The organism is Pseudoxanthomonas japonensis, from assembly GCF_043632995.1.
In the GTDB taxonomy this organism is placed as follows: domain Bacteria; phylum Pseudomonadota; class Gammaproteobacteria; order Xanthomonadales; family Xanthomonadaceae; genus Pseudoxanthomonas_A; species Pseudoxanthomonas_A japonensis.
The window spans coordinates 3,303,649-3,326,896 of the sequence record NZ_CP171632.1; the positions used below are offsets into that span (position 1 = coordinate 3,303,649).

Here is a 23,248-nt window from a genome sequence, read left to right on the forward strand (position 1 = left end):
AGTTATGTAGTGCTTGTTGGAACGAACGTCGTGACGCCTTCAACTTCGCGGTAGGTGTCGCCTCACTCAGAACTCGCCGCGATACCAGTTCTGCAGTTTCTTGAACCAGCTGCCTGCCTTGCCCGTGGGCAACGACGGACGCCGGGGATGTTCGATCTGGCTGCCCATCAGCAGCAGGCCGACGCCGGTGGCATGCACCGGGTTGCCGACCACTTCGCCCAGGCCGGTGACGTGCTGCGGGATGCCGACGCGAACGGGCATCTGCAGCATCTCTTCTGCCAGCTCGACCACGCCTTCCATCTTCGCGGCACCGCCGGTCAGCACCATGCCGGCACGCACGCGTTCTTCGAAGCCGGAACGGCGCAGTTCGGCCTGCACCATCTCGAAGATTTCCTCGTAGCGCTGCTGTACGGCCTGCGCCAGCGCATGGCGCGGCAGGCGGCGCGGCGGACGGTCGCCGACGCTCGGCACCTGGATGCTTTCTTCCGCGGTCGCCAGCTGCGCCAGCGCGCAGGCGTAGCGCACCTTGATCTGCTCGGCTTCCGGCGTCGGCGTGCGCAGCATGTGCGCGATGTCGTTGGTCACCTGGTCGCCGGCGATCGGCAGCGACGCGGTGTGGCAGATCGCGCCCTGCACGAACACCGCCAGGTCAGTCGTGCCTGCGCCCATGTCGACCAGCACCACGCCGAGTTCGCGCTCGTCGCTGGTCAGTACGGCCACGCTGGAGGCCAGCGAGGAGAAGATCAGGTCGTCGATCTGCAGGCCGCAACGCTGCACGCACTTGCTGATGTTGGCGGCGGCGGACTGCGCGCAGAACACCAGGTGCGCGTCCACTTCCAGGCGCACGCCGGTCATGCCGACCGGATTGCGGATGCCTTCCTGCGAGTTGTCCAGCTTGTACTCGCGCGGAATGGCGTGGAGGATCTTCTGGTCGGCCGGGATGGCGACGGCCTTCGCCGCTTCCAGCACGCGATCCAGGTCGCCCCAGGTCACTTCGCCGTCGCGGATCGGCACGATGCCGGGCGAGTTGCGGCACTGCACGTGGTTGCCGGAGATCGAGGCGTAGACCGAGCGGATCTCGCAGCCCGCCATCAGCTCGGCTTCCTCGATCGCGCGCTGGATCGACTGCACGGTGGACTCGATGTCCACCACGACGCCGCGCTTGAGGCCGCGCGACTCGTGCGAGCCGATGCCGATCACCTCGATCGGATTGCCCGGCGCGTACTCGCCGACCAGCGCCGTCACCTTGGAGGTGCCGATGTCCAGTCCGACGATCAGCGATTTGTCACCCTTGCGATTCATGTAATGCCCTGCAGAAGACGACCCGCGACCGCGATCGGCGCAGGCAATGGAGTCGGTGTGGCGGCCGGCGGCGGCGCCTTCGGCGCGTCGCCCCAGCTCAGCGCGAAGCCGTTGGTGTAGCGCAGGTCGGCGCGCACCAGCGGTTGCGCCTGCGCGGCCAGCAGCTGCGGCAGCATCCGCGCGAAGCGGCCCAGGCGCGGGCGCGCGTCGGCACGGCCGACCACCACCTGCGTGCCGTTGCCGAGCAGCAGCGACCAGCTGCCGCGGGCGTCCATCACCAGCGTGGTGACGTCCAGGCCCATCGGCGCGAACAGCTGGCGCGATTCGTTGTACAGCGCGGTCACTTCCTGCACCTGCGAGTCGGGACCACCGAGCTGTGGCAGGTCCAGGCCCGTGAGTTCCTTCGGCATCGGGAACAGGCGGCCGTGCTCGGACAGCAGCTTGTCGTTGCCCCAGCGCGCGAACGGCTTGTGCTCGGTGATGCGCACTTCCAGCACGTCCGGCCAGCGCTTGCGCACGTCGGCGCGCTCCACCCACGGCAGCTTCTCGACGGCGTGCTTGGCATCTTCCAGCCGCACGGCGAAGAAGCCACGGCGCGCATACGGCAGCACCGTCGCCTGCAGCTGGGCGGGATCCACACGCACCAGTTCTCCCTGCACGCGCAGGCGCGACAGCGGCCAGCGGTCCGCGCCGATCCAGCCGTTGACCACGGCCACGACCGGCAGCGCCACCAGCGCCAGCGCGATCAGCCAGGTCAGGATGCGCAGGGCGGCGTTCATCGGCCTGCCACCTCCGGCACCGTCTGTTCGAGGATGCGCCAGCACAGGTCTTCGAAGCCGATGCCGACCTGCGCCGCTTCCTTCGGCACCAGCGAATGGCTGGTCATGCCCGGCGCAGTGTTCACTTCCATCAGCAGGAAACGGCCGTCGGCATGGCGCATCACATCGACGCGGCCCCAGCCGCTGCAGCCGGCCGCACGGAAGCCGTCCAGCGCCAGCGCACGGATGCGCGCTTCGTCGCCGGCGTCGTCCAGACCCGGGCACAGGTACTGCGTGTCCTCGGCGATGTACTTGGCGTGGTAGTCGTACCAGCCGTTCGCCGGGACGATACGCACCGACGGCAGCGCCAGGTCGCCAAGGATGGCGACGGTGAATTCGCCGCCGGTCAGCATCTGCTCGGCCAGCAGTTCACCGGGGTACGTCGACGCGAACGCGACCGCTGGCGCCAGGTCGGCTTCGCCCTCGATCTTGAACACGCCGACGCTGGAGCCTTCGGCCGACGGCTTCACGAACACGGGGAAGCCGAGCGTACGCACCGCTGCGAGCAGATCTCCGCCGGCGGGAATGCGCACGAAGCTCGCCGTGGGCAGACCTGCCGCCTGCCACACCTGCTTGGTGCGGATCTTGTCCATCGTCAGCGCGGAGCCCAGCACGCCGGGGCCGGTGTACGGCACGCCGAGCGACTGCAGCAGGCCCTGCAGCACGCCGTTCTCGCCATCGCCGCCGTGCATGATGTTGAAGACGCGATCGACCTTGCCGGCCCGGATCGCCTCGACCAGCGCCGGCACGCCGTCGACGGCGAACGCCTGCACGCCGCGCGCGAGCAATGCGTCGAGCACGTTCTGCCCGGAGTTCAGCGACACCTCGCGCTCGCTTGACACGCCGCCCAGCAGCACGGCGACGCGGCCGAAGCGCGAGGCGTCGGTGATGCGCAGCGGCGGTACGGCGATCGCGCTCATGCGGGATCCTTCGCGGTGAAGCCGTGCGACGCGAGGTGTTGCGACAGGTGGCCGATGTCGCCGGCGCCCATCAGCAGCAGCAGGTCGCCGTCCTGCAGGACGTCAGGCAGCACGTCGACCAGGTCGCTGACCTGACTGACCACGACGGGTTCGTTGCGGCCACGCGCACGGATCGCGCGCGCCAGCGACTTGGAATCCGCGCCGGCGATCGGCTGCTCACCGGCCGGATACACCTCGCTCAGTACCAGCGCGTCGGCTTCCGACAGCACCGCGGCGAACGCGTCGAACTGGTCGCGCGTACGGCTGTAGCGGTGCGGCTGGAACGCGACCACGAGGCGCTTGTGCGGCCAGCCGCCGCGCGCGGCGGCGAACACCGCCGCAAGTTCCTTCGGATGGTGGCCGTAATCGTCGACCAGTTGCACGCGCGCACCCTGCGGCGTGGCGATTTCGCCGAGGTCGTTGAAGCGGCGGCCGATACCGGCGAACTTCTCCAGCGCGGCGGCGATGTTCTCCGGCGACACGCCGAGCTGCCAGCCCACCGCGGCGGCAGCCAGGGCGTTCAGTACGTTGTGGCGACCCGGCAGCGCCAGGCTGACGCGGATGCTGGCGTCTTCCGGCAGGCGCAGGGTGAAGTGCATGCGACCGCCTTCCTGCTCCACCTCTTCGGCGCGCACGTCGGCATTCTCGGCGAAGCCGTAGCTCATCACGTGGCGCGGCGTGTCGGCGGCGATGGCGGCGACTTCCGGATCGTCGATGCACAGCACGGCCAGGCCGTAGAACGGCAGGCGCTGCAGGAACTCGGCGAAGGCGGCCTTCACGCGTTCGAAATCGTTGCCGTAGTTCTCCAGGTGATCGGCATCGATGTTGGTGACGATGGAGATCAGCGGATTCAGGCGCAGGAAGCTGCCATCGCTCTCGTCGGCCTCGGCCACCAGCCACTGGCCGTCGCCGAGCTTGGCGTTGGCGCCGGCGGCGAGCAGCTGGCCACCGATGACGAAGGTCGGATCCAGGCCGCCTTCGCTCAGCACGGCGGCCGTGAGGCTGGTGGTGGTGGTCTTGCCGTGCGTGCCGGCCACGGCGATGCCGCGACGGAAGCGCATCAGCTCGGCCAGCATCGCGGCGCGCGGCACGATCGGAATGCGCTGGCTGCGCGCTTCCATCAGCTCGGGGTTGTCGTGCTTGATCGCGCTGGATACGACCACGCAGTCGGTGCCGAGCACGTTGGATGCGTTGTGGCCGCGCATCACGCGCGCACCGAGCGAGGCCAGGCGACGGGTCGCGGCGTTGTCGGCATTGTCCGATCCCGACACCTCGTAGCCCAGCGTGCACAGCACTTCGGCGATGCCGCTCATGCCGGAGCCGCCGATGCCGACGAAGTGCACCCGGCGGAACTCTTTCGCCAGGTTGCCGGTGTGTTGCAGGCGGCGCTCGCGTGCGGCGGCCATCATCATGCCTGCGTCCTCATCTTGATTGCTTCCTCGAGAATCGTGTCGGCGATGCGGTCGGCCGCATCGGGTTTGGCCAGCGCGCGCGCGGCCTGCGCCATCGCGAGGCGCCTGGCACCGTCGTCGATGAGTGGGCGCAGCGTGGCGGCCAGGCTGTCGGCGAGCGCGTCGTCCTGCTTCAGCAGCACGGCGGCGTTGCGCTCGACCAGGTATTCGGCATTGCGGGTCTGGTGGTCGTCGACCGCCTGCGCGAACGGCACCAGCACGCTGCCCACGCCGACGGCGCACAGTTCGGCCAGCGTCGACGCGCCGGAGCGGCAGACCACTAGATCCGCCCACGCGTAGGCGGCGGCCATGTCGGTGATGAAGGCTTCGACGCTGGCGGACACGCCGGCATCGGCATAGGCCTTGGCCGCTTCGTCGCGCAGCTTCTCGCCGCACTGGTGGCGCAGGTCGATGCTGCCGGCAGGCAAGGCCGCGATGGCCTTCGGCACCGCCAGATTCAGCGCGCGCGCACCTTGGCTGCCGCCGAGGACAAGGACGCGCAGCGGACCGCTGCGACCGGCGAAGCGCTCGGCCGGCGGCGGCAGCGCGGCGATCTCGTCGCGCACCGGATTGCCGACGACCTCTTCGCGCGACGGGAAGGCGCCCGGGAACCCGGTCATCACCCGACGCGCGACCTTGACCAGCACGCGATTGGTGAAGCCGGCCGCACGGTTCTGTTCGTGTACCAGCAGCGGCAGGCCCATCAGCTTCGCCGCCACACCGCCCGGGCCCGACGCGAAGCCACCGAAGCTGACCACCGCGCGCGGTGCGCGGCGGCGCAAGGCGAAGCCGGCGGCACGGATCGCGCGCAGCACGCGCACGGGCGCACCGAGCAGCGCCAGCGTGCCCTTGCCACGCAGGCCGGTGATGGCCAGCGTGTCCAGCGGAATGTCGTGCTGCGGCACCAGCCGCGTTTCCATCGCACCGTCCGCGCCCAGCCAGACGACCGGCACGCCGCGCGCACGCAACACCTTGGCCACGGCCAGCGCGGGAAAAATGTGCCCGCCGGTGCCGCCGGCCATGATCATCACGGGAGCAATTTGAACCCCCGCACATGGATGTGCGGGCTTTTGCGAGGGATTCGCATGACGGACCGCGTTCATGCCAGCCTCTCGAAGGTCGGCTCGATGCGCGGCTGCAGGCGGCTGGTGCCACGCAGCGTCTGCGACAGCGATGCAGCGGCAACCGATGCCGACGCGGCCGGTGCGGGACGCGGGTCGGCCGGCGCGCGCGGCGCCTCGCCTGCACCCTGGACCGCCTCGCCACGCAGCGCGACCTGGCGCTGCGTGCGCTCCAGTTCGTACGACACGCGCAGCAGCAGGCCCATCGCCACGCAGGTCATCAGGATGCTGGAGCCGCCCGACGAGATCAGCGGCAGCGTCAGGCCCTTGGTCGGCAACAGGCCCAGGTTCACGCCCATCGACACGAAGCTCTGCACGCCCACCCACAGCGCGACACCAAAGGCGATGTAGCCGGCAAAATGCCGACGCATCTCCACGCAGCGCAGGCCCACCCAGAACGCGCGGCCCACCAGCAACGCATACAGCGCGATCACCAGGCAGACGCCGACGAAACCGAGCTCCTCGCCGATCACCGAGAAGATGAAGTCGGTGTGCACTTCCGGCAGGTAGTTGAGCTTCAGCACCGAGCCACCCAGGCCGATGCCGCCCCACTCGCCACGCCCGATGGCCATCAGCGCGTTGCTCAGCTGATAGCCGGAACCCAGCTGGTCGGCCCACGGATCCATGAAGGACGTGACGCGCTTCATGCGGTAGGGCTCGAACACCACCAGCGCCACCAGTGCCGGCAGCAGCAGCAAGATCGGCAGGATGATGCGCTTGATCGGCGCACCGCCCAGCACGAGCATGCAGGCCGTGATGCTGAGCAGCAGCATCGAAGAACCGAAGTCGGGCTGCAGCAGCAGCAGGCCGACCAGCAGGCCGACCACCACCACCGGCTTCAGCATCGCCTGCCAGGTGACGCTGACCTCATCGCGGAAACGCACCAGATAACTGGCGATCCAGATGATGTAGAGCACCTTGACCGCTTCGACCACCTGGAACTTGGACACGCCGAGGTTGATCCAGCGACGCGCACCGTTGACGCTGCTTCCCAGGCCCGGCACGAAGACCAGCGCCAGCAGCACGAAGCAGGCCAGCAACAGCAGCTGGTTGTGGTGTTCGATGCTCTTCAGTTCGGTACGCATCGCCCAGGCCGCCAGGCCCAGGCCGACGCCCAGGAACATGCCGTGGCGGATCAGGTAGTAGAACGGGTTGCCGTGCTGGTAGATCGACGCGGAGGCGACCATCACCACGCCGAGCGAGGCCAGCGCCAGCATGGCACCGAGCAACCAAGGGTCGAAACGGCCCCCGATGGCTTCCAGTCGCGTGGCCTGGCGCGGCGTGTCGTTCATCAGCGCACCTTCAACGTGGCCAGGCCGACGAGGACCAGCACGACGGAGATGATCCAGAAGCGCACGATCACGCGCGGCTCCGGCCAGCCCTTCAGTTCGAAGTGGTGGTGGATCGGCGCCATCCGGAACACGCGCTTGCCGGTCAGCTTGAACGACGCGACCTGGATCATCACCGACAGCGTCTCGATGACGAAGATGCCGCCCATGATCACCAGCACCAGTTCCTGGCGCACGATCACCGCGATGGTGCCCAGCACGGCGCCCAGCGCCAAGGCGCCGATGTCGCCCATGAACACCATGGCCGGGTAGGTGTTGAACCACAGGAAGCCGAGGCCCGCGCCGGCGATCGCCGCGCAGATGATGGTCAGTTCGCCCGCGCCCGGCACCGGCGGGATCTGCAGGTAGTTGGAGAACACCGCATTGCCCGACGCGTAGGCGAACACGCCCAGCGCGCACGCGACCAGCACGGTCGGCATGATCGCCAAGCCATCCAGGCCATCGGTCAGGTTGACCGCGTTGGAGAAACCGACGATCCAGAAGTAGGCGATGGCGACGAAGCCGACACCTGCCAGCGGCAGCGCGATCGACTTGAAGAACGGCACATAGAAGGTCGTTGCCGCCGGCACGTCCGCGTACAGGTACAGGTACAGGCCGGCGGCCAGGCCGAAGATCGACTGCAGCAGGTACTTCCAGCGCGACTTCAGGCCGTTCGGGTCGCGCTTGACGATCTTGATCCAGTCGTCGTACCAGCCGATGGCGCCGAAGGTCAGCATCACCAGCAGCACCACCCACACGTACTTGTTGCGCAGATCGCCCCACAGCAGCACCGAGGCGGCCACCGTCATCAGGATCAGCGCGCCCCCCATCGTCGGCGTGCCCGCCTTGGAGAAGTGCGACTGCGGGCCGTCCTTGCGGATCGGCTGGCCACCCTTCAGCTGGCCGAGCTTGCGGATCACCGCCGGACCCAGCCACAGCGACAGCGCCAGCGACGTCAGCGCGGCCAGGATGCCGCGGAACGTCAGGTAGCCGAACAGGCCGAAGAAGTTTTCCAGGCTCTGCAGCCAGCGAGCCAGTTCAAGCAGCATGCGATGCGTCCTCCCCGGTGGACAGCAGGGCGGCGACGATCCGGTCCATCGCGCTGCCGCGCGACCCCTTGACCAGACAGCGCACGCCGGCCCGCAGGTCGGCGCGCAGGGCGTCGGCCAGCGAGGCGTGGTCTTGGAATGAATGCGCGCCTTCGCCGAAGGCGGCGGCGGCGGCGGCGCTGAGCGGGCCCAGCGTGTAGAGGCGACGCAGGCCGGCGTTCTTCGCGCGCATGCCCATGTCGGCGTGCAGCGCTTCTTCGTCGGCGCCCAGCTCGCGCATGTCGCCCAGCACCAGCCAGCCCTCGCCGCCCGCCTGCTTGCTGGCGGCCGCGAGCGTGTCGATGGCCGCGACCAGCGAACCGGGATTGGCGTTGTAGCTGTCGTCGATCACCACCGCGCCGTTCGGCAGCGTGTGCGCGATCTGGCGACCGGCGACCGGCTGCGCGGCCGACAGCCCCTCGGCGATGATGGCGAGCGACACGCCGCACGCCATTGCGATGCCGGCGGCGGCGAGTGCGTTGAGCACGTTGTGGCGGCCCGGCAGGTGCAGTTCGACCGCGACCTCGCCGTGCGGCGCCACCAGCACGAAGTCGGAGCCGTCCGCGGTCGCGCGGATGTCGCGCGCGGTCAGGTCGGCGGTCGCCTCCAGGCCGAAACGCAGGATGCGGCGGTCGGGCACGCGGCTGGCGAAGTACTCGGCGAAGGCGTCGTCGGCGTTGATCACCGCCGTGCCGTCGGCCGGCAGTGCGTCGTAGATCGCACCCTTGGTCTCGGCCACGCCCATCAGCGTGCCCATGCGCTCCAGGTGCGCGGCGGCGATGTTGTTCACCAGCGCCACTTCCGGCGTGACGATGTCGGTCAGGTAGGCGATGTCGCCCGGCTTGCCCGCGCCCATCTCGTAGACCGAGAAGTCGGCGTCGTCCGGCCCGTCGATGACGGCCATCGGCAGGCCGATCTCGTTGTTGCGGTTGCCAGGATTGAAGTAGGTGACGCCGGCGCGCTGCAGGATGGACACCACGAGCGTCTTCACCGAGGTTTTGCCGTTGCTGCCGGTGATGGCGACCGTTTTTTCCACGCGGTCGCGCTGGAGGCCGGCGGCGATGCGCGCCAGCGCCAGCAACGTATCCGGCACCACCACCTGGGGTACGTCGACCTTCACTTCGTGGTCGACCAGCACCGCGGCGGCGCCGCGCATCGAGGCGTCGTAGGCGAAGTCGTGGCCGTCGAAGCGCTCGCCGCGCAGCGCCACGTACAGGCTGCCCGGCACCAGCGCGCGGGTGTCGTGGGTCAGCGAGCCGATCACCAGGTCGTCGCCGAGCAGTTCGCCGCCCGCCCAGTGCGCCAGCAAGGAAAGGGGAAGCCGCTTCATCGACCGTCCTCCAGGGCCTGCCGCGCGACGGCGGTGTCGTCGAACGGATGCTTCACGCCGTGGATGTCCTGGTAGGGCTCGTGACCCTTGCCCGCCACCAGCACGATGTCGTCGGGTCCGGCCTGCGCGACCGCCTGCGCGATCGCCTGCGCGCGGTCGCGCTGCACGAGGACCGCATCCGGCGTCGCGAAGCCGGCCATGATGTCGGCGACGATGCGGTCGCCGTCCTCGGTGCGCGGATTGTCGTCGGTGACGAGCACCACGTCCGCCAGGCGCTCGGCGATGGCGGCCATCTGCGGGCGCTTGCCGGTATCGCGGTCGCCACCGCAGCCGAACACGCAGATCAGCCGGCCCTGCACGTGGTCGCGCAGGCTGGCCAGTGCCTGTTCCAGCGCGTCCGGCGTATGCGCGTAGTCGATGACGACCAGCGGGCGACGGTTGCCCGCCGCATCGCTGTCGCCGCCGAGCCGGTTCATGCGGCCATGGATCGGCGCCAGCCGCGACAGCGTGCGTGCGATCTCGGCCGTCGTGTCGCCCAGCGCATGCAGCACGCCAGCCACGGCGAGCAGGTTGTCCACGTTGAAGCGGCCCAGCAGGCGCGACTGCACCGGCTGCAGGTCGTCGCCGATGGCCAGATCGAAGGCGATGCCGTTGCCGTCCAGACGCAGCGCGTCCGCGCGCACGACGGCGTCGCCCTGCCCGCGTGAAGTCACGCCGATGCGCTGCAGCCCATGCGGCAGGCGCGCGAACAGTTCGCGACCGTAAGCATCGTCGAGATTGACCACGCCGGCCTTCAGGCCCTCGCGCGAGAACAGCAGCGACTTGGCGGCGCCGTAGCGCTCCATGTCGCCGTGATAGTCCAGGTGGTCACGGGTGAGGTTGGTGAACACGCCGACATCGAAATGCACCGCGTCCACGCGCCCCTGGTCGAGCGCGTGCGAACTGACTTCCATCGCGACGGCCTTGGCGCCCGCATCGCGGAACTGCGCCAGCAGCGCGTGCATCTGCAGCACCAGCGGCGTGGTGAAGCCGGTCGGCACCACTTCGCCGTACATGCCGGCGCCGAGCGTGCCGACGGTCGCGCAGCGCACGCCGCGCAGGTGCCAGGCCTGCGCCAGCAGCTGCACGGTCGAGGTCTTGCCGTTGGTGCCGGTGACGCCGACCATCTTCATGTCGTGCGACGGCGCGGCATGGAAGCGGTCCGCCATCGTGCCCATGCGCGCGCGCAGGCCGGGTACGGCGATCGCATCGCGCGGCGCTTCCAGCCCGTCCGGCACCGGCGGTTCGAACAGGATCGCGCTGGCGCCGTTCTCCTTCGCCTGCGCGGCGAAATTCAGGCCGTGCGCGCCGAAGCCGGCGATGGCGACGAAGGCATCGCCCGACTGCACGCTGCGGCTGTCCAGCGTCAACCCGCGCACGACGATGTCGCGCGGCACGTCGACGTCGGCCAGCAGTTCGGCCAGGGCCATCATCCGCCTCATCGCGTCGCCCCCGTCGCCGGCAAGGCGGCCTGCGGCGCATCGAACGCGGACGGGTCCGTCGTGTCGATGACGTCATCGGCGATGGGGGTCGGCGCGGCAGCCGGCGCAGCCGCCCCGGGCTTGTGCGTGTTCTTGGCCTGTGCGGCGAGCCAGGACTCGATATCGTCCGGCGGCACGTCCATCAGGCGCAACGTCCCGTCCATCACGTCATGGAACACGGGGGCCGCGACCAGACCGCCGTAGTAGCCGCCTTCCTGCGAATCGTTGATCACCACGACGGCGGCGAAACGGGGGTTGCTGGCCGGCACCAGGCCGGCGAAGAACGACGCGTAGCGGCCCTTCGCGTAGCCGCCGCCCGAGGCGATGCGTGCGGTACCGGTCTTGCCGGCCACGCGGTAACCGAGCACGCCGGCGCGCTTGGCGCCGCCCTGAGTCACCACGGTTTCCATCATGCCGACGACTTCGTGCGCGATGGCCGGGTCCAGCACCTGCGGCGCTTCGCCGCGCTGGCCCTTCACGAACGTCGGCGTCACCAGCTTGCCGCCGTTGCCCAGCGCCGAGTACGCACGCGCGATCTGCAGCGGTGTGACCGCCAGGCCGTAGCCGTACGACATCGTCGCCTTCTGCAGGCCGTTCCAGCGGTCCGGCGGCGCCAGCATGCCGGCGGACTCGCCCGGGAAACCGCTGCCCGGCTTCTGGCCGTAGCCGAAGCTGTGGATGCTTTCGTAGAAATAGGCGTTCGGCAGCTTCTCGGCGATCTTGATCGAGCCGATGTTCGAGCTCTTGGTGATCACGCCGGTGACCGTCAGCACGCCGTTGTTCCGCGGCACGTCGCGGATCGTGTAGCGGCTGTTCAACGCCAGGTAGCCCGGATTGGTATTGATCAGCGTCGACGGGGTGACTACGCCGGCCTTCAATGCCGTGGACACGGTCAGCGGCTTCATGGTCGAGCCCGGCTCGATCATGTCGGTCAGCGCGCGGTTGCGGCGCGCATCCGGCTTCACCCGGTCGATCGCGTTGGGGTTGTAGGTCGGCAGGTTGGCCATCGCCAGTACTTCGCCGGTGGCCACGTCCATGATGACGATGGAGCCGCTGCTGGCCTGGTGCGCGAGCAACGCATTGCGCAGCTCGCGGTGCGCCAGGTACTGGATGCGGCGGTCGATGCTGAGCGTCAGGTCCTTCCCCGGCTGCGCGGAGCGGATCAGGTCCACGTTCTCGACGATGCGGCCACGGTTGTCGCGGATCACCTTCTGCGCGCCCGGCGTCCCGCTGAGCCATTCGTCGAACGCCAGTTCCAGCCCTTCCTGGCCGCGGTCGTCGATATTGGTGAAGCCCAGCACGTGGGCCATCGCCGGCCCCTGCGGGTAGAAGCGACGGAACTCGCGCTGCGAGAACACGCCGGGAATCTTGTGCGCGAGGATCTTCTGCGCCTCGTCCGGATTGATCCGGCGCTTGAGGTACAGGAATTCCTTGTCGGCCTTCTGCGACAGGCGGTTGGTCAGGTGATCGAGCGGCACGCCCAGCGCCTGCGCCAGTTCCGGCAGGCGGTCGGGCGTCTTCAGCAGTTCCTGCGGATTCCCCCACACCGATTCCACCGGCGACGACACCGCCACCGGCTCGCCGTTGCGGTCGGTGATCATGCCGCGCGAGGTCGGGATGGGGATCTCGCGCAGGAAGCGCGCATCGCCCTGGCGCTGGTAGAAATCGTGGTTGATCAGCTGCACGTACGCCGCGCGCCCGACCAGGCTGACCGAGCACAGACCCATCGCACCGAGCACCAGCGCCAGGCGGCCGCGCAGGTTGAAGCGCGCGCGGTTGCGGTTCTTGGTGGGCGCGGCATTCATGGGCGGATCACCACGATGTCGGTCGCTTCCGGAAACTTCATGCCCAGGCGCACGCGCGCGACCTGGTCGATGCGCGTAGCCTCGGCGACCGTGGCCTGTTCGAGCTGCAGACGGCCGAACTCGACGTTCAGTTCGTCGCGTGCGCGCTCGAGGCGCGTCACTTCGTCGAACAGCACGCGGTGGCGGTGGCGCGCATAGACCACGCCGATCGCCGAGGCGATGTTGGCCAGCACCAGCACGAGGATCAGGAAGCGGCTCATGCGGCGCCTCCCTTGGAGGCCGGGAGGGGGGAGGGGGGAATGGGGAGTGGGGAAGCAGAAGCCGCAGCGGGGGCGGAACCGGCGCCGATACCGCTGCCCGCCGTTACCACTCCCGACTCCCCATTCCCCATTCCCAGCTTCTCGGCCACCCGCAGCACGGCGCTGCGGGCGCGCGGGTTGGAGGACACCTCGTCGGCTTCGCCCTTCTGCCCGCTGCCGATGGCGCGCAGGGTCGGGGTGAAGTCGATCGCCACGGGCAGGCGGCGGTTGGCCGGCGGCGCCTTGGCGTGCCGGTTGATGAACTGCTTGACGATGCGGTCTTCGAGAGAGTGGAAGCTGATCACCGCCAGCCGGCCGCCGACCTTGAGCCGCGCCAGCGCCGCGTCCAGCCCGGCTTCCAGGTCCGCCAGTTCGCGGTTGATGTGGATGCGGATGGCCTGGAAGCTGCGCGTGGCCGGATGGATCTTCTCGCCGCGCGGCATCACCGAGGCGATCACGGCGGCCAGGTCGGCGGTGCGGGTGAACGGCTGGGTGGAGCGGCGGGCGACGATGGCGCGCGCGATGCGGCGGCTCTGCTTCTCCTCGCCGTAGGTCCACAGCACGTCGGCGATGTCGCGCTCGTCGGCGCGATTGATCCACTGTGCCGCGCTCTCGCCGGAGTCAGGATCCATGCGCATGTCGAGCGGACCGTCCTTGCCGAAGCTGAAGCCGCGCTCGGCCACGTCCAGCTGCGGCGACGACACGCCCAGGTCGAGCAGCACGCCGTCGAGGCCGGCGGCGGTTTCGTTCCACTGCGCGAGCGAGGCGAAGCTTCCACGGAAGATCGACACGCGCGCATCGCCGGCGAACGTCTGTTCGGCATGTGCGATCGCGTCGGGATCCTTGTCCATCACCAGCAGCCGGCCTCCCGGGCCGAGGTGTTGCAGCACGCCGCGCGCGTGGCCTCCACGCCCGAAGGTGCCGTCCAGATAGGTACCGTCCTCTTTCACCTGCAGCCCTTCCATGACCTGCGTGTACAACACCGGCAAGTGCAGCGCTGGGAGGTGACCGGCCGGCGCGGACTGCCGCTTGCCGTCACCCCGGGTCACAAGCGCAGCTCGAGCATGTGTGCGCTCAGATCGTCGTCAGTGAGGGTCTGACGGATCTGCGCGTGGTGCGCCTGTTCGCTCCAGAGTTCGAACTTCTCGCCCATGCCGAGCAGCACCGCCTTCTTCTCGATGCCGACCGCGCTGCGATGGCTGGCCGGGATGCTGATACGACCGTTGCCGTCCAGTTCGACCGGCGAGGCAGCACCGATCAGCTTCAACTGCAGGCTGCGGTGCGCCTTCTGGGTGCTGGGCAGCTTGCTGACGTCGTCGCGGACGCGCTGCCAGACCTTCTCGGGGTACAGGTACAGGCTGCCGCCTTCGAAGGGGTTGTAGGTGATCACCAGGCGGTTGCCGCACTCGCGCGCGACGAGGTCGCGGTACGCGGTGGGCACCGCGAGCCGTCCCTTGTCGTCCACTGTGATGGCGGTCTCACCCTGAAACACAGCCCCTGCCCTTCCCGACACTCATTGAGCGATCAATTGAACCACGAAAAACCACTGAAAACCCGGTTTTCCCTCTGTTGCCCACCTTAGCAGCGCCCGCAGGGTTGTCAACAGGAAGAACGACCTGAAATCACTTGGCGGATCAATGGCTTGCGGCAAACTTCAGAGACTTGTTCAAGCCTTATCCACAAGTTGCTGTTTCGTCTCAAATTTTGAGATTGAGGAACGATTCAGTGAGGTGACCTTCGTTTCACATGAAGGCCGATGCCGACCCGTCGGCAGGAGTGGAACTGCGCAAACCGGGGGGCCAGAATCGGCCCATGTGCCTCGTTGCCCTCGCCTGGAAGGTCCACCCGCGCTGGCGCCTGCTGCTGGCCGGCAACCGCGACGAGTTCCATGCCCGCCCCACCGCCCCGCTCGCCCACTGGGCGATGTCGCCGCACCTGATGGCGGGGCAGGATCTGCAATCGGGTGGCACCTGGGCAGGCGTCGAGGCCGGTGGCCGGGTGGCGGTGGTGACCAACGTGCGCGACCCGGCCATCCAGGTGCCGGGCGCTCCCTCCCGCGGCCAGTTGCCGGCGGGGTTCCTGCAATCACCGGACAGCGTGGACCACCGGGCGACCGGCCTGCTGGTGGCCGCGGAAGTGTTCGCCCCCTTCAACCTGCTGCTGGCCGACGAGACGGACTGCGAATACCTCAGCAACTACCCGACGCCGCGCCGGATCACGCTCGCGCCCGGAGTGCATGCCCTGTCCAACGGCGACCTCGACGAGCCCTGGCCGAAGACGATGGCGCTGAAGGAACGGCTGGCCGACTGGGTGGCATCGGAGAGGGACGATGTGGGGCCGTTGTGGGCCGCGCTGGCGGACGAGACCCCTGCGCCGGATGAGCACCTGCCCGACACGGGCGTCGGCATCGACCTCGAGCGCATGCTGTCCCCCGCCTTCATCCGCGGCGAGCGCTATGGCACCCGCGCCAGCACCCTGATTGCGATCGACCACGCCGGCCACGGCTGGATCAGCGAGCGCAGGTTCGGGCCGGAGGGCGTGTTCGAGGGCGAGACGACGCTGAGGATCGGGGCTGGTGCGTAACGAGCGCCCGACAGCTGAAACGCCGCGATCGCGACTCACTTCGCTCCCACAAGAGACGTGTCCATGCGCTGCTCTACCCGCCCCCTGAGTCAGGGGGCGGCGAGCGCGAAGCACGAGCGGGGGTATGGAGGCCAACGGCCTGGGGCCCAAGGTTTGCGCCGCAAACCTTGGGGCTTTCCAAAGCGCCGGTGGCGCTTTGGAAAGCGGCGGAGCCGGCCGGTAAGCCGGGTTCTGTCGTGGACAGTCATTCCTCTAGGCGCAACGTCACCGTTACGCTCAAGCAACCTACCCGGAGACACTGCGGGCCGCAGCATAGCCTCCCTATTTGGTCTTGCTCCCGGTGGGGTTTGCCGTGCCGGTCCGTTGCCGGACTCGCGGTGCGCTCTTACCGCACCATTTCACCCTTGCCGTCCTGCCGAAGCAGTCTTAGGCGGTATCTTTCTGTTGCACTTTCCGTCGGCTCGCGCCGCCCAGGCGTTACCTGGCACCGTGCCCTGTGGAGCCCGGACTTTCCTCGGCATTGTTTCCAATGACGCGACTGTCTGGCCGGCTCCGCCGTGCGTATTCTCGCACGGTGAGGCCGTCATCAGCTGCCGTACAACGCCTTCCTGGGCGCACCGGTGATCTCGGCGGCCAATTTGGCGGCGGCCGACGGCGGCAGGTGCTCGTTGAGCAGCGCGTAGACGCGGCGGCCTTCGACCAGGCGTGCGTCCAGGTCGTCGCCGGCCCCCTGCACCATCACGACGAACTCGCCCTTGCGCTGGTTGTCGTCGGCCTCGACGCGCGCCTGCAACTCGGCCAGGGCGCCGTCCATGACGGTCTCGAACAGCTTGGTCAGCTCGCGCGCCAGCACCGCGGGACGGTCGTCGCCGAACGCGGTGCGCATGTCGGCCAGCGATTCGGTGATGCGGTGCGAGGATTCGTAGAACACCAGCGTGCGCGTCTCGCCCGCCAGCCGCTGCAACTGTTCACGCCGCGCCGAGGCCTTGGCGGGCAGGAAGCCTTCGAAGGTGAAGCGATCACTGGGCAGCCCGGCCACGCTCAGTGCGGCGATGGCGGCACACGCGCCCGGCAGAGGACTGACCTTGATGCCCGCCGCGCGCGCGGCGCGGACCAGGCGGAAGCCGGGGTCGCTGACCAGTGGCGTGCCGGCGTCGCTGACCAGCGCCAGCGAGTCGCCGGCCAGCAGGCGCTCGACCACACGCTGGGCCAGCGCGTCCTCGTTGTGCTCGTGCAGGGCGATCAACGGTGTGGACACGCCGAAGTGCGCCATCAGCTGGCCGCTGCGGCGGGTGTCCTCCGCGCAGATCGCCGCTACGCCACGCAGGGTCTCCAGCGCACGTGGCGTCAGGTCGCCCAGGTTGCCGATCGGGGTGGCGACGATGAACAGGGTTCCGGCTGGCATTCCAGTGGGGCTCGGTGGCTGGGGGTAGAATCGTAGCCGGTTCCCCTGCCTGAACATCGACGATGCCCTTGGACCTGCCTGTCGCACGCACGCTTTCCGCACGCTTCCGTCCCGCACGGACCCTCGTGGCCCTGCTGCTGGTGGCCCTGCTGGCCAGCTGCGCGACCACGCCGGGCGCAGGCCCCGCCACGTCGGCGACGCGTTTCGCGCCTGCGTTCGCCAATGCCGCCACCTTGGCCCGCCAGGATGCCGCCCTCAGTGGCCAGGCCCGCAGCGACAACGCCCGCGAGATCGACCGCCTGCTGGCAACGCTCGACGACGCCACCCTGACCCGGGATGCCGCCGCGCTGCCCTCCGGAGACCCGCTGTACAACTTCGCAGGTCGCGCGCTGCAGCGCCGCGGCCTGCCGCTGCCGCGCCCGTTCGACCGCGGCACGCAGTGGCGCTTCGACGCCGGCAATCGTCCGCCCGCCGAATCCGATGGTTACCGTCCGCCGATGAAGCTGGCCGTGCTGCTGCCGCTGTCAGGCAACCTCGCCACCGCCGCCGCGCCCGTTCGCGACGGCCTGCTGGCGGGCTATTACGGCGAACGCCGTCGCCGTCCCGATATCCAGTTCTACGACACCACCGGCACCGCCGCCGGCGCGACCGCCGCCTATGCGCGTGCTACCGCCGAGGGCGCCGATTTCGTGATCGGCCCGCTTGGCCGCGATGAAGTGAGCGCGCTGTTCCAGCAGCCGCAGCTGACCACGCCGCTGCTGGTGCTCAACCGCGGCACGGTGGCCGTGCCGGAAGGCAATGCCGGATTCTCGCTGGCACCCGAAGACGACGGCCTGGCCGCGGCGGAATACCTGTTCGCGCGCGAGCGTCGTGCGGCGCTGGTCATCGAAGGCAGCGACGACAACGGCCGCCGCGCCTCGCAGGCGTTCGCGGCACGCTTCGCCGAGCGGGGCGGCAAGGTCACGCGCGTGATCCGCGTGCAGGATGCGCCGGGCGACCTGTCGGCTGCGCTGGCCACCGCCGCACAGGAGGGCGCCGATGCGGTGTTCCTGGCCGTGCGTGGCGGCACCGCGCGCGCGCTGACGCCGCAACTGGCGCTGGCCGGCCTGGGCGGCAAGACACGCGTGGGCACCTCGCAGCTGACCTCGGGCACCGGCAAGCCGGAAGAAGACATGGCCCTGGATGGCATCGCGTTCCCGACCGAAGCCTGGACGTCGCGTGGCGTGCCGGCCCTGCCCGCCGCCAGCGTCACCGGCGAGCGCGTGCCGACCGCCCGCGGTCCGGCCGCGCGCCTGTTCGCGTTCGGCTACGACGCATGGCTGCTCACCGCCTATCTCGAGAAGCTGGCACTCGGCGCCAACACCGAGCTGCGCGGCGCCACCGGTCGCCTGCAGCTCGATGGCTTCGGCAACGTCGTGCGCACGCCGTCGTGGTCGACGTTCGCTGGCGGCCGTCCTGCTCCGATCGCGGATGGCGGTTGACCGGCGCGCCCGCGGGCACGCCGTCGAAGTCGCCGCGCGCGCACTGCTGCTCCGCGCAGGACTGACCGAGCTCGCCACCAACGCGAACTACCGCGGTGGCGAACTCGACCTGGTGATGCAGGACGCCAGCCGGCCCGGTGCGCCGGCGGTGGTGTTCGTCGAAGTGCGCTACCGCCGGTCGCAGGCCTTCGGCGGCGGCACCGCCTCGATCGATGCCGGCAAGCGACGCCGCCTGGTGCACGCCGCGCAACGCTTCCTGCAGGACCATCCCCCGCTGGCCGACGCGCCGTGCCGGTTCGACGTGGTCGACGCGCAGGGCGATCCCGCCTCGCCGCAGCTCGACTGGATCCGTGACGCCTTCAGGGCAGACGAGATCTGACCGCTACAGCCCGGCCGACAGCAGCAGTTCGCGCGCCAGCCCGTTACGCCGCACCGACGAGGTCGACCGCGCCCGCAGCGTGGTTGCCAACGCGGCAGCGGCGGTGCGCAGTTCGGGGACGGCGGTGATTTCCCACAGATGCCCACGCAGCAGCGGCCCGAGGCAGTAGAGCCCACGCACCGGTGCACGGTGACGATCGAGCACCTGCAGGTCGTCGCCGACCTCGGCGCCCAGGCCATGCGGATCGGCCACCAGCAGGCCCGCGTCGACCAGGTGCGACACCAGCGGATGCGTCGTGCGCACGATGTCGGTGTCCAGCCCGGTGGCCCGGATGACGTAGTCGTACTGCGCCACGTCCGCTTGCTCCTCGCCACGCCCGCGCAACAGCACTTCAGCACTTTGCGCGCGCAGGCCGGCGCGCAGCAGGCGCGCGGCACGCACCTGCAGCTGCCCAGTCGCCTGCAGCCCCTCCATCACCTCGGCGACACGCGGCGCGATGCGGTGCCGCGCCACTTCCCAGTGCGATCGCAGGTGGCGCAGGAATCGCGCGCGCTGCGCGTCGGGCAGGCTGCGCCAGAATGCCTGGGTATGCGGCCGCAGGGCATCCACCACGCTGCACCAGTCGGGTGCGACATGGACGAGCGAACGGACGGCGGCGAGCAATGCGCGCAGGTCGCGCCCGCTCAGCGCCTGGCGGATGCTCGGCGGCAATTCGATGGCCGGCCCCGGCACGGCGGCATGCGCACGCGGCAACAAGCCATGGCGCGAGATCGCCGTCAGTCCGCCTCGATGCCCGCGTGCGGCCAGCGTCGCCACCACGTCGGCCATGGTCAGCCCGGTACCGACGATCAGCACGCGTGCGTCCGCCTCGATGCGTTCCAGCGCGTCGTCCTGCCAGGGCCAACCGATGTAGCGCGGACTCTGCGCGAGCCGCGGCCCGATGCCCGCCAGGCGTTGCGGCGGCAACGCGCCCAGCGCCAGCACCACGCGGTCGCTGGCGAAATAGCCGCCATCGTCCAGGTGCACGCGATAGCCCTCGCCGACGCGCGTGATCGCGATGGCTTCCTGCCGTATCAGCGACAGATTGCCGGCGGCCTCATGCGCCTCGTGCAGGCGTTCGGCCAGATAGTCGCCGTATGCGACGCGTGGCAGGAACTCGTCGCGACCGCTCAACCCAAGACTCAGCCATTTCGCGAAATCATCCGGTCTGTCCGGATGCGTCCCCAGCAGGCCGGCACGCACGTTGAGCAGATGCTCCGGCCGCGCTTGTCCGTACGCCACACCGCGCGCGAAGGTATCGCCCACGCCGACCAGGCAGATCTCCGGCGCGCCTTCTTCTGCCGAAGCCAGTTGTGTCGCCAGCACGCTGCCGCTGAAACCTGCTCCCACGATGGTGATGCGCATGTATGTCTCCGGTCGGTTGGGCCGGCGGATTTCTAGCAGCCGCGTTGCGGACGGATGTAAGGAATCTGTTAGCGCGGCACATACAACGGATGCCGAACGATAGCGCTGCACGCGAAGACGTTGATTTACCGGCACTGACGCGACGTCGCGAACGGACATGGCGATCCGGTATCAGCACATGCCGGCGCAGTATCAGGGCAGGACAGCGAGCAACCGATCCGTACAATGCCCGCATGGATGGAACACTGCCCCCTGCACTGCACGACGCGATGTCGACCCGCCTCGGCGATGGCTGGCTGACCGGCGAGGCCTGCCGTCCGTTCGGTGGCGACGATTCGCGGCGATGGGCGATGCCGGCAGCGGTCGCGTTGCCACGTACAACAGACGATGTCGTCGCGCTGGTGCGCGCCTGTCGCTCGCATCGCGTGCCGATCGTTGCGCGAGGCGCGGGCACCGGAACGACCGGTGCCGCCGTGCCGACGCAGGGCGGCGTGGTGGTCTCGTTCGCGCGCATGGACCGCGTCGTCGACATCCGCGCCGCGGATCGCTGCGTGGTGGTGCAGCCGGGCGTTCTGAATGGCGAACTGCAGCTGGCACTCGCGCCGCACGGCCTGTTCTGGCCGCCGGACCCATCGAGCGCGGATGCCTGCAGCGTGGGCGGCAATCTCGCCACCAATGCGGGTGGCCCACGCGCGGTGAAGTACGGCACAGCGCGCGACAACGTGCTCGGACTGGTCGCAGTGACCGGTGCGGGCGAGTTGATCCGCTGCGGCGGCGCGTACACCAAGGATGCGACCGGCTACGACCTCACCCATCTGATCGTCGGCAGCGAAGGCACGCTCGCGATCATCGTCGAAGCGACCCTGAAACTCACACCGCGACCGCGTGCGCAGGCCGGCCTGCGCGTGCTCTACCGGGACGCCGCCACCGCGGCGGCGGCGGTATCGCGCATCATGGCGCGGCCGGCGACACCGGCGATGCTGGAATTCATGGACCGCAGCGCCATCGCGCTGATCCGCCGCAACGGCAGCGACGTGCCTGAGGCCGGTGCCATGCTGCTGGTCGAAGCCGATGGCGACGAGGACACCTTGCCGTACGCGTTGCAGGCGCTCGCCGACGCCGCGGAAGGCGACGGCATGATGGCACTGGATGTCGCCGCCGATGGCAGCGCGCGCGACCGGCTATGGGCGGCTCGGCGCGCGCTGTCGCCGGCGCTGCGCACGATCAAGCCCGGCAAGATCAACGAGGACGTGGTGGTACCGGTCTCGCGCATCCCCGACCTCGTGGCGGCGATGGAAGCGCTGTCGGTCGACGCTGCGCTGCCGATCGTGGTGTTCGGCCACGCCGGCAACGGCAACCTGCACGTGAACATCATGTACGACGACGGCGACGCGGACGAAACCGCGCGCGCATACGCCGCACTGCCGAAGGTGTTTGCGCAGGTGCTCACCCTCGGCGGCACGCTGTCGGGCGAACACGGTATCGGCCTGAGCAAGCGCGATTACATGGCCGATGCGTTCAGCGCGGCGACGCTCGACGCGATGCATGCCGTGAAGGCGGCGCTCGATCCCGACGGCATTCTCAATCCGGGCAAGGTATTGCCGCCGCGGGAAGCCCTGTAGGAGCGACGTCAGTCGCGACCGCGTACCGTGCCCGACCAGAAGACCACCGACAGCATGTTGCCTCTCGCTCGCCGGCCTGCTGATGTTCGACGCGCACCGACGACCTACGGTCGCGACTCACGTCGCTCCTACAACAGGCTCAAAGCTCCGCGAAGTGGTCGTAACCGCGTCGTGGCGGTGACCATGTCCGTCCATCGGCGTCCAGCGGATGTACGCCCTCGCCTGCCATGATCCGGCCGATGCGCGTGATCCGCAGGCCGAGCTGCAATGACACAGCATCGATGCCTGCACGCGCTTCGGGCGGCGCGGTAAAGCAGAGCTCGTAGTCGTCGCCGCCACCGGCCTGCATCACGAGGCGTGTCGCGTCATCGAACGCCGCGCGCAAGGCCTCCGACGCTGGCAGGGCACCGACATCGACCTGTGCCGCCACGCCGCTGCGCGACACGATGTGGCCGAGGTCGGCCAACAGGCCGTCGGAGACATCGACGCAGGCGGTGGCAATCCCGACCAGCGCGCGACCTGCCTCCACGCGCGGCGTGGGCCGGTCCAGCCGCAAACGCAGCACACCGACCGGATCACGCTCCAGCAGCGCCAGCGCGCCGGCCGCGTCGCCCAGCGTCCCGGTCACCCAGACGTCATCGCCGACGCGCGCGCCGTCACGACGCAGCGCGCGACCGGCATCGACGAATCCCATCGCGGTCACCGACACCGACAGCGGGCCGCGCGTCGTATCACCGCCCACCAGCACGACGCCATGCTCACGGGCCAGCGCAAGGAAGCCATCGAGGAAGCCGTCGATCCAAACCGCATCGGACTGCGGCAACGACAGCGACAGCGTGCACCACGCAGGCTCCGCACCCATCGACGCGAGATCGGACAGGTTCACCGCCAGCGCCTTCCAGCCGAGGTCGGCCGGCAACGTGCCATGCGGGAAATGGACGCCGTCGTTCAACGTATCGGCGGTGACGACGAGCTGGCGGCCCGGCGGTGGCGCCAGCAGCGCGGCGTCGTCGCCGATGCCGAGCACGACGTCGTCGCGCGTGCCCGCGCGTGCGCGGATGCGGGCGATCAGGTCGAATTCGCCGGCGCCCATGGCGGTGTCAGGCGCGCGATCGCGCGAAGTCGACGGCCGACTGGATCGCCGCCCACGCCTGTGGGCTGTTCTTCCAGCAGGTGGACCCGGTGAGGCCGGCCGCGCTGGCGACGATCTCGGACGGCTCGGCCGCCGCCAGTTGCCGCAGCGAGGCGATGCCCATCTGTTCCAACCGCTGCACGACCGTGGGGCCGACGCCCTTCAGCGCGAGCAGCGCATCGCGTTCGTCGCTTGGAAAGCGCGCGTTGTCGGCCGGCACG

20 protein-coding genes, 1 other RNA gene and 1 pseudogene are annotated in these 23,248 nt (G+C 69.4%); 4 read left to right on the forward strand and 18 right to left on the reverse strand.

What is annotated here, in order from left to right; genetic code table 11:
* Window positions 1-66: 66 nt before the first annotated feature.
* The 13 genes from ftsA to mraZ form a co-directional block, all read right to left on the reverse strand.
* On the reverse strand, window positions 67-1,302 hold the full coding sequence (gene ftsA, locus ACGHX3_RS15460) for a cell division protein FtsA (protein ID WP_055940270.1): 1,236 nt from the start codon (window positions 1,300-1,302) through the stop codon (window positions 67-69).
* Window positions 1,299-2,081 carry a cell division protein FtsQ/DivIB gene (locus ACGHX3_RS15465; RefSeq protein ID WP_394695534.1) on the reverse strand — a complete coding sequence of 261 codons (783 nt, stop codon included), beginning with the start codon at window positions 2,079-2,081 and terminating at the stop codon, window positions 1,299-1,301. The genes ftsA and ACGHX3_RS15465 overlap by 4 nt, the downstream gene beginning before the upstream one ends.
* Window positions 2,078-3,040 (reverse strand): D-alanine--D-alanine ligase, encoded by a 963-nt coding sequence (locus ACGHX3_RS15470; protein WP_213604584.1) that lies wholly within the window; start codon window positions 3,038-3,040, stop codon window positions 2,078-2,080. The genes ACGHX3_RS15465 and ACGHX3_RS15470 overlap by 4 nt, the downstream gene beginning before the upstream one ends.
* A complete protein-coding gene (gene murC, locus ACGHX3_RS15475; RefSeq protein WP_394697307.1) occupies window positions 3,037-4,488 on the reverse strand; it encodes a UDP-N-acetylmuramate--L-alanine ligase in 1,452 nt (483 codons plus the stop codon). Before murC ends, ACGHX3_RS15470 begins: the two co-directional genes overlap by 4 nt.
* Window positions 4,488-5,558 (reverse strand): undecaprenyldiphospho-muramoylpentapeptide beta-N-acetylglucosaminyltransferase, encoded by a 1,071-nt coding sequence (murG, locus tag ACGHX3_RS15480; RefSeq protein WP_394697308.1) that lies wholly within the window; start codon window positions 5,556-5,558, stop codon window positions 4,488-4,490. The genes murC and murG overlap by 1 nt, the downstream gene beginning before the upstream one ends.
* 71 nt (window positions 5,559-5,629) lie before the next feature.
* Entirely contained in the window at window positions 5,630-6,943 is a 1,314-nt protein-coding gene (gene ftsW / locus ACGHX3_RS15485) for a putative lipid II flippase FtsW (protein ID WP_162336849.1), read from the reverse strand.
* A complete protein-coding gene (mraY, locus tag ACGHX3_RS15490; protein ID WP_162336848.1) occupies window positions 6,943-8,028 on the reverse strand; it encodes a phospho-N-acetylmuramoyl-pentapeptide-transferase in 1,086 nt (361 codons plus the stop codon). The genes ftsW and mraY overlap by 1 nt, the downstream gene beginning before the upstream one ends.
* Complete coding sequence (murF, locus tag ACGHX3_RS15495; protein WP_394695535.1) at window positions 8,018-9,397, reverse strand: UDP-N-acetylmuramoyl-tripeptide--D-alanyl-D-alanine ligase; 1,380 nt, start codon at window positions 9,395-9,397, stop codon at window positions 8,018-8,020. Before murF ends, mraY begins: the two co-directional genes overlap by 11 nt.
* Window positions 9,394-10,878, reverse strand: a complete 1,485-nt coding sequence (locus ACGHX3_RS15500; RefSeq protein WP_394695536.1) for a UDP-N-acetylmuramoyl-L-alanyl-D-glutamate--2,6-diaminopimelate ligase — start codon at window positions 10,876-10,878, stop codon at window positions 9,394-9,396. Before ACGHX3_RS15500 ends, murF begins: the two co-directional genes overlap by 4 nt.
* Complete coding sequence (locus tag ACGHX3_RS15505) at window positions 10,875-12,722, reverse strand: penicillin-binding protein 2 (RefSeq protein WP_394695537.1); 1,848 nt, start codon at window positions 12,720-12,722, stop codon at window positions 10,875-10,877. Before ACGHX3_RS15505 ends, ACGHX3_RS15500 begins: the two co-directional genes overlap by 4 nt.
* Window positions 12,719-12,982 (reverse strand): cell division protein FtsL, encoded by a 264-nt coding sequence (gene ftsL / locus ACGHX3_RS15510; protein WP_162336844.1) that lies wholly within the window; start codon window positions 12,980-12,982, stop codon window positions 12,719-12,721. The genes ACGHX3_RS15505 and ftsL overlap by 4 nt, the downstream gene beginning before the upstream one ends.
* Window positions 12,979-13,986 (reverse strand): 16S rRNA (cytosine(1402)-N(4))-methyltransferase RsmH, encoded by a 1,008-nt coding sequence (rsmH, locus tag ACGHX3_RS15515; RefSeq protein WP_394697309.1) that lies wholly within the window; start codon window positions 13,984-13,986, stop codon window positions 12,979-12,981. The genes ftsL and rsmH overlap by 4 nt, the downstream gene beginning before the upstream one ends.
* Before the next feature lie 80 nt (window positions 13,987-14,066).
* A complete protein-coding gene (gene mraZ / locus ACGHX3_RS15520) occupies window positions 14,067-14,513 on the reverse strand; it encodes a division/cell wall cluster transcriptional repressor MraZ (protein WP_162336843.1) in 447 nt (148 codons plus the stop codon).
* Window positions 14,514-14,833: 320 nt separating this feature from the next.
* Between mraZ and ACGHX3_RS15525 the strand changes: the two genes are divergently transcribed.
* On the forward strand, window positions 14,834-15,604 hold the full coding sequence (locus ACGHX3_RS15525; protein WP_394695538.1) for an NRDE family protein: 771 nt from the start codon (window positions 14,834-14,836) through the stop codon (window positions 15,602-15,604).
* A 204-nt stretch (window positions 15,605-15,808) separates the two neighbouring features.
* On the opposite strand, the gene rnpB is transcribed toward ACGHX3_RS15525, so the two are convergent.
* Window positions 15,809-16,158, reverse strand: an RNA gene (gene rnpB / locus ACGHX3_RS15530) — RNase P RNA component class A.
* Window positions 16,159-16,190: 32 nt separating this feature from the next.
* The gene (gene rsmI, locus ACGHX3_RS15535; protein ID WP_394695539.1) at window positions 16,191-17,009 is read right to left on the reverse strand and encodes a 16S rRNA (cytidine(1402)-2'-O)-methyltransferase; all 819 of its coding nucleotides are present in this window, start codon (window positions 17,007-17,009) and stop codon (window positions 16,191-16,193) included.
* A gap of 215 nt (window positions 17,010-17,224) precedes the next feature.
* On the opposite strand from rsmI, the pseudogene ACGHX3_RS15540 reads away from it, so the two are divergent.
* Window positions 17,225-18,490: pseudogene (locus tag ACGHX3_RS15540) on the forward strand (penicillin-binding protein activator); the annotation flags it as partial.
* On the forward strand, window positions 18,480-18,869 hold the full coding sequence (locus tag ACGHX3_RS15545) for a YraN family protein (RefSeq protein WP_394695540.1): 390 nt from the start codon (window positions 18,480-18,482) through the stop codon (window positions 18,867-18,869). The pseudogene ACGHX3_RS15540 and the gene ACGHX3_RS15545, both read left to right, overlap by 11 nt.
* A 3-nt stretch (window positions 18,870-18,872) precedes the next feature.
* Here ACGHX3_RS15545 and ACGHX3_RS15550 read toward each other — a convergent pair whose 3' ends face one another.
* Window positions 18,873-20,273, reverse strand: coding sequence for an FAD/NAD(P)-binding protein (locus ACGHX3_RS15550; protein ID WP_394695541.1), 1,401 nt, complete (start codon window positions 20,271-20,273; stop codon window positions 18,873-18,875).
* A 233-nt stretch (window positions 20,274-20,506) separates the two neighbouring features.
* On the opposite strand from ACGHX3_RS15550, the gene ACGHX3_RS15555 reads away from it, so the two are divergent.
* Entirely contained in the window at window positions 20,507-21,895 is a 1,389-nt protein-coding gene (locus ACGHX3_RS15555; protein WP_394695542.1) for an FAD-binding oxidoreductase, read from the forward strand.
* A gap of 139 nt (window positions 21,896-22,034) precedes the next feature.
* Here the strand turns inward: ACGHX3_RS15555 and thiL are convergent, their stop codons facing one another.
* Window positions 22,035-22,988, reverse strand: coding sequence for a thiamine-phosphate kinase (gene thiL / locus ACGHX3_RS15560; protein WP_394695543.1), 954 nt, complete (start codon window positions 22,986-22,988; stop codon window positions 22,035-22,037).
* Between the two features lie 7 nt (window positions 22,989-22,995).
* Window positions 22,996-23,247 (reverse strand): helix-hairpin-helix domain-containing protein, encoded by a 252-nt coding sequence (locus ACGHX3_RS15565; RefSeq protein ID WP_394695544.1) that lies wholly within the window; start codon window positions 23,245-23,247, stop codon window positions 22,996-22,998.
* Window position 23,248 lies beyond the last annotated feature (1 nt).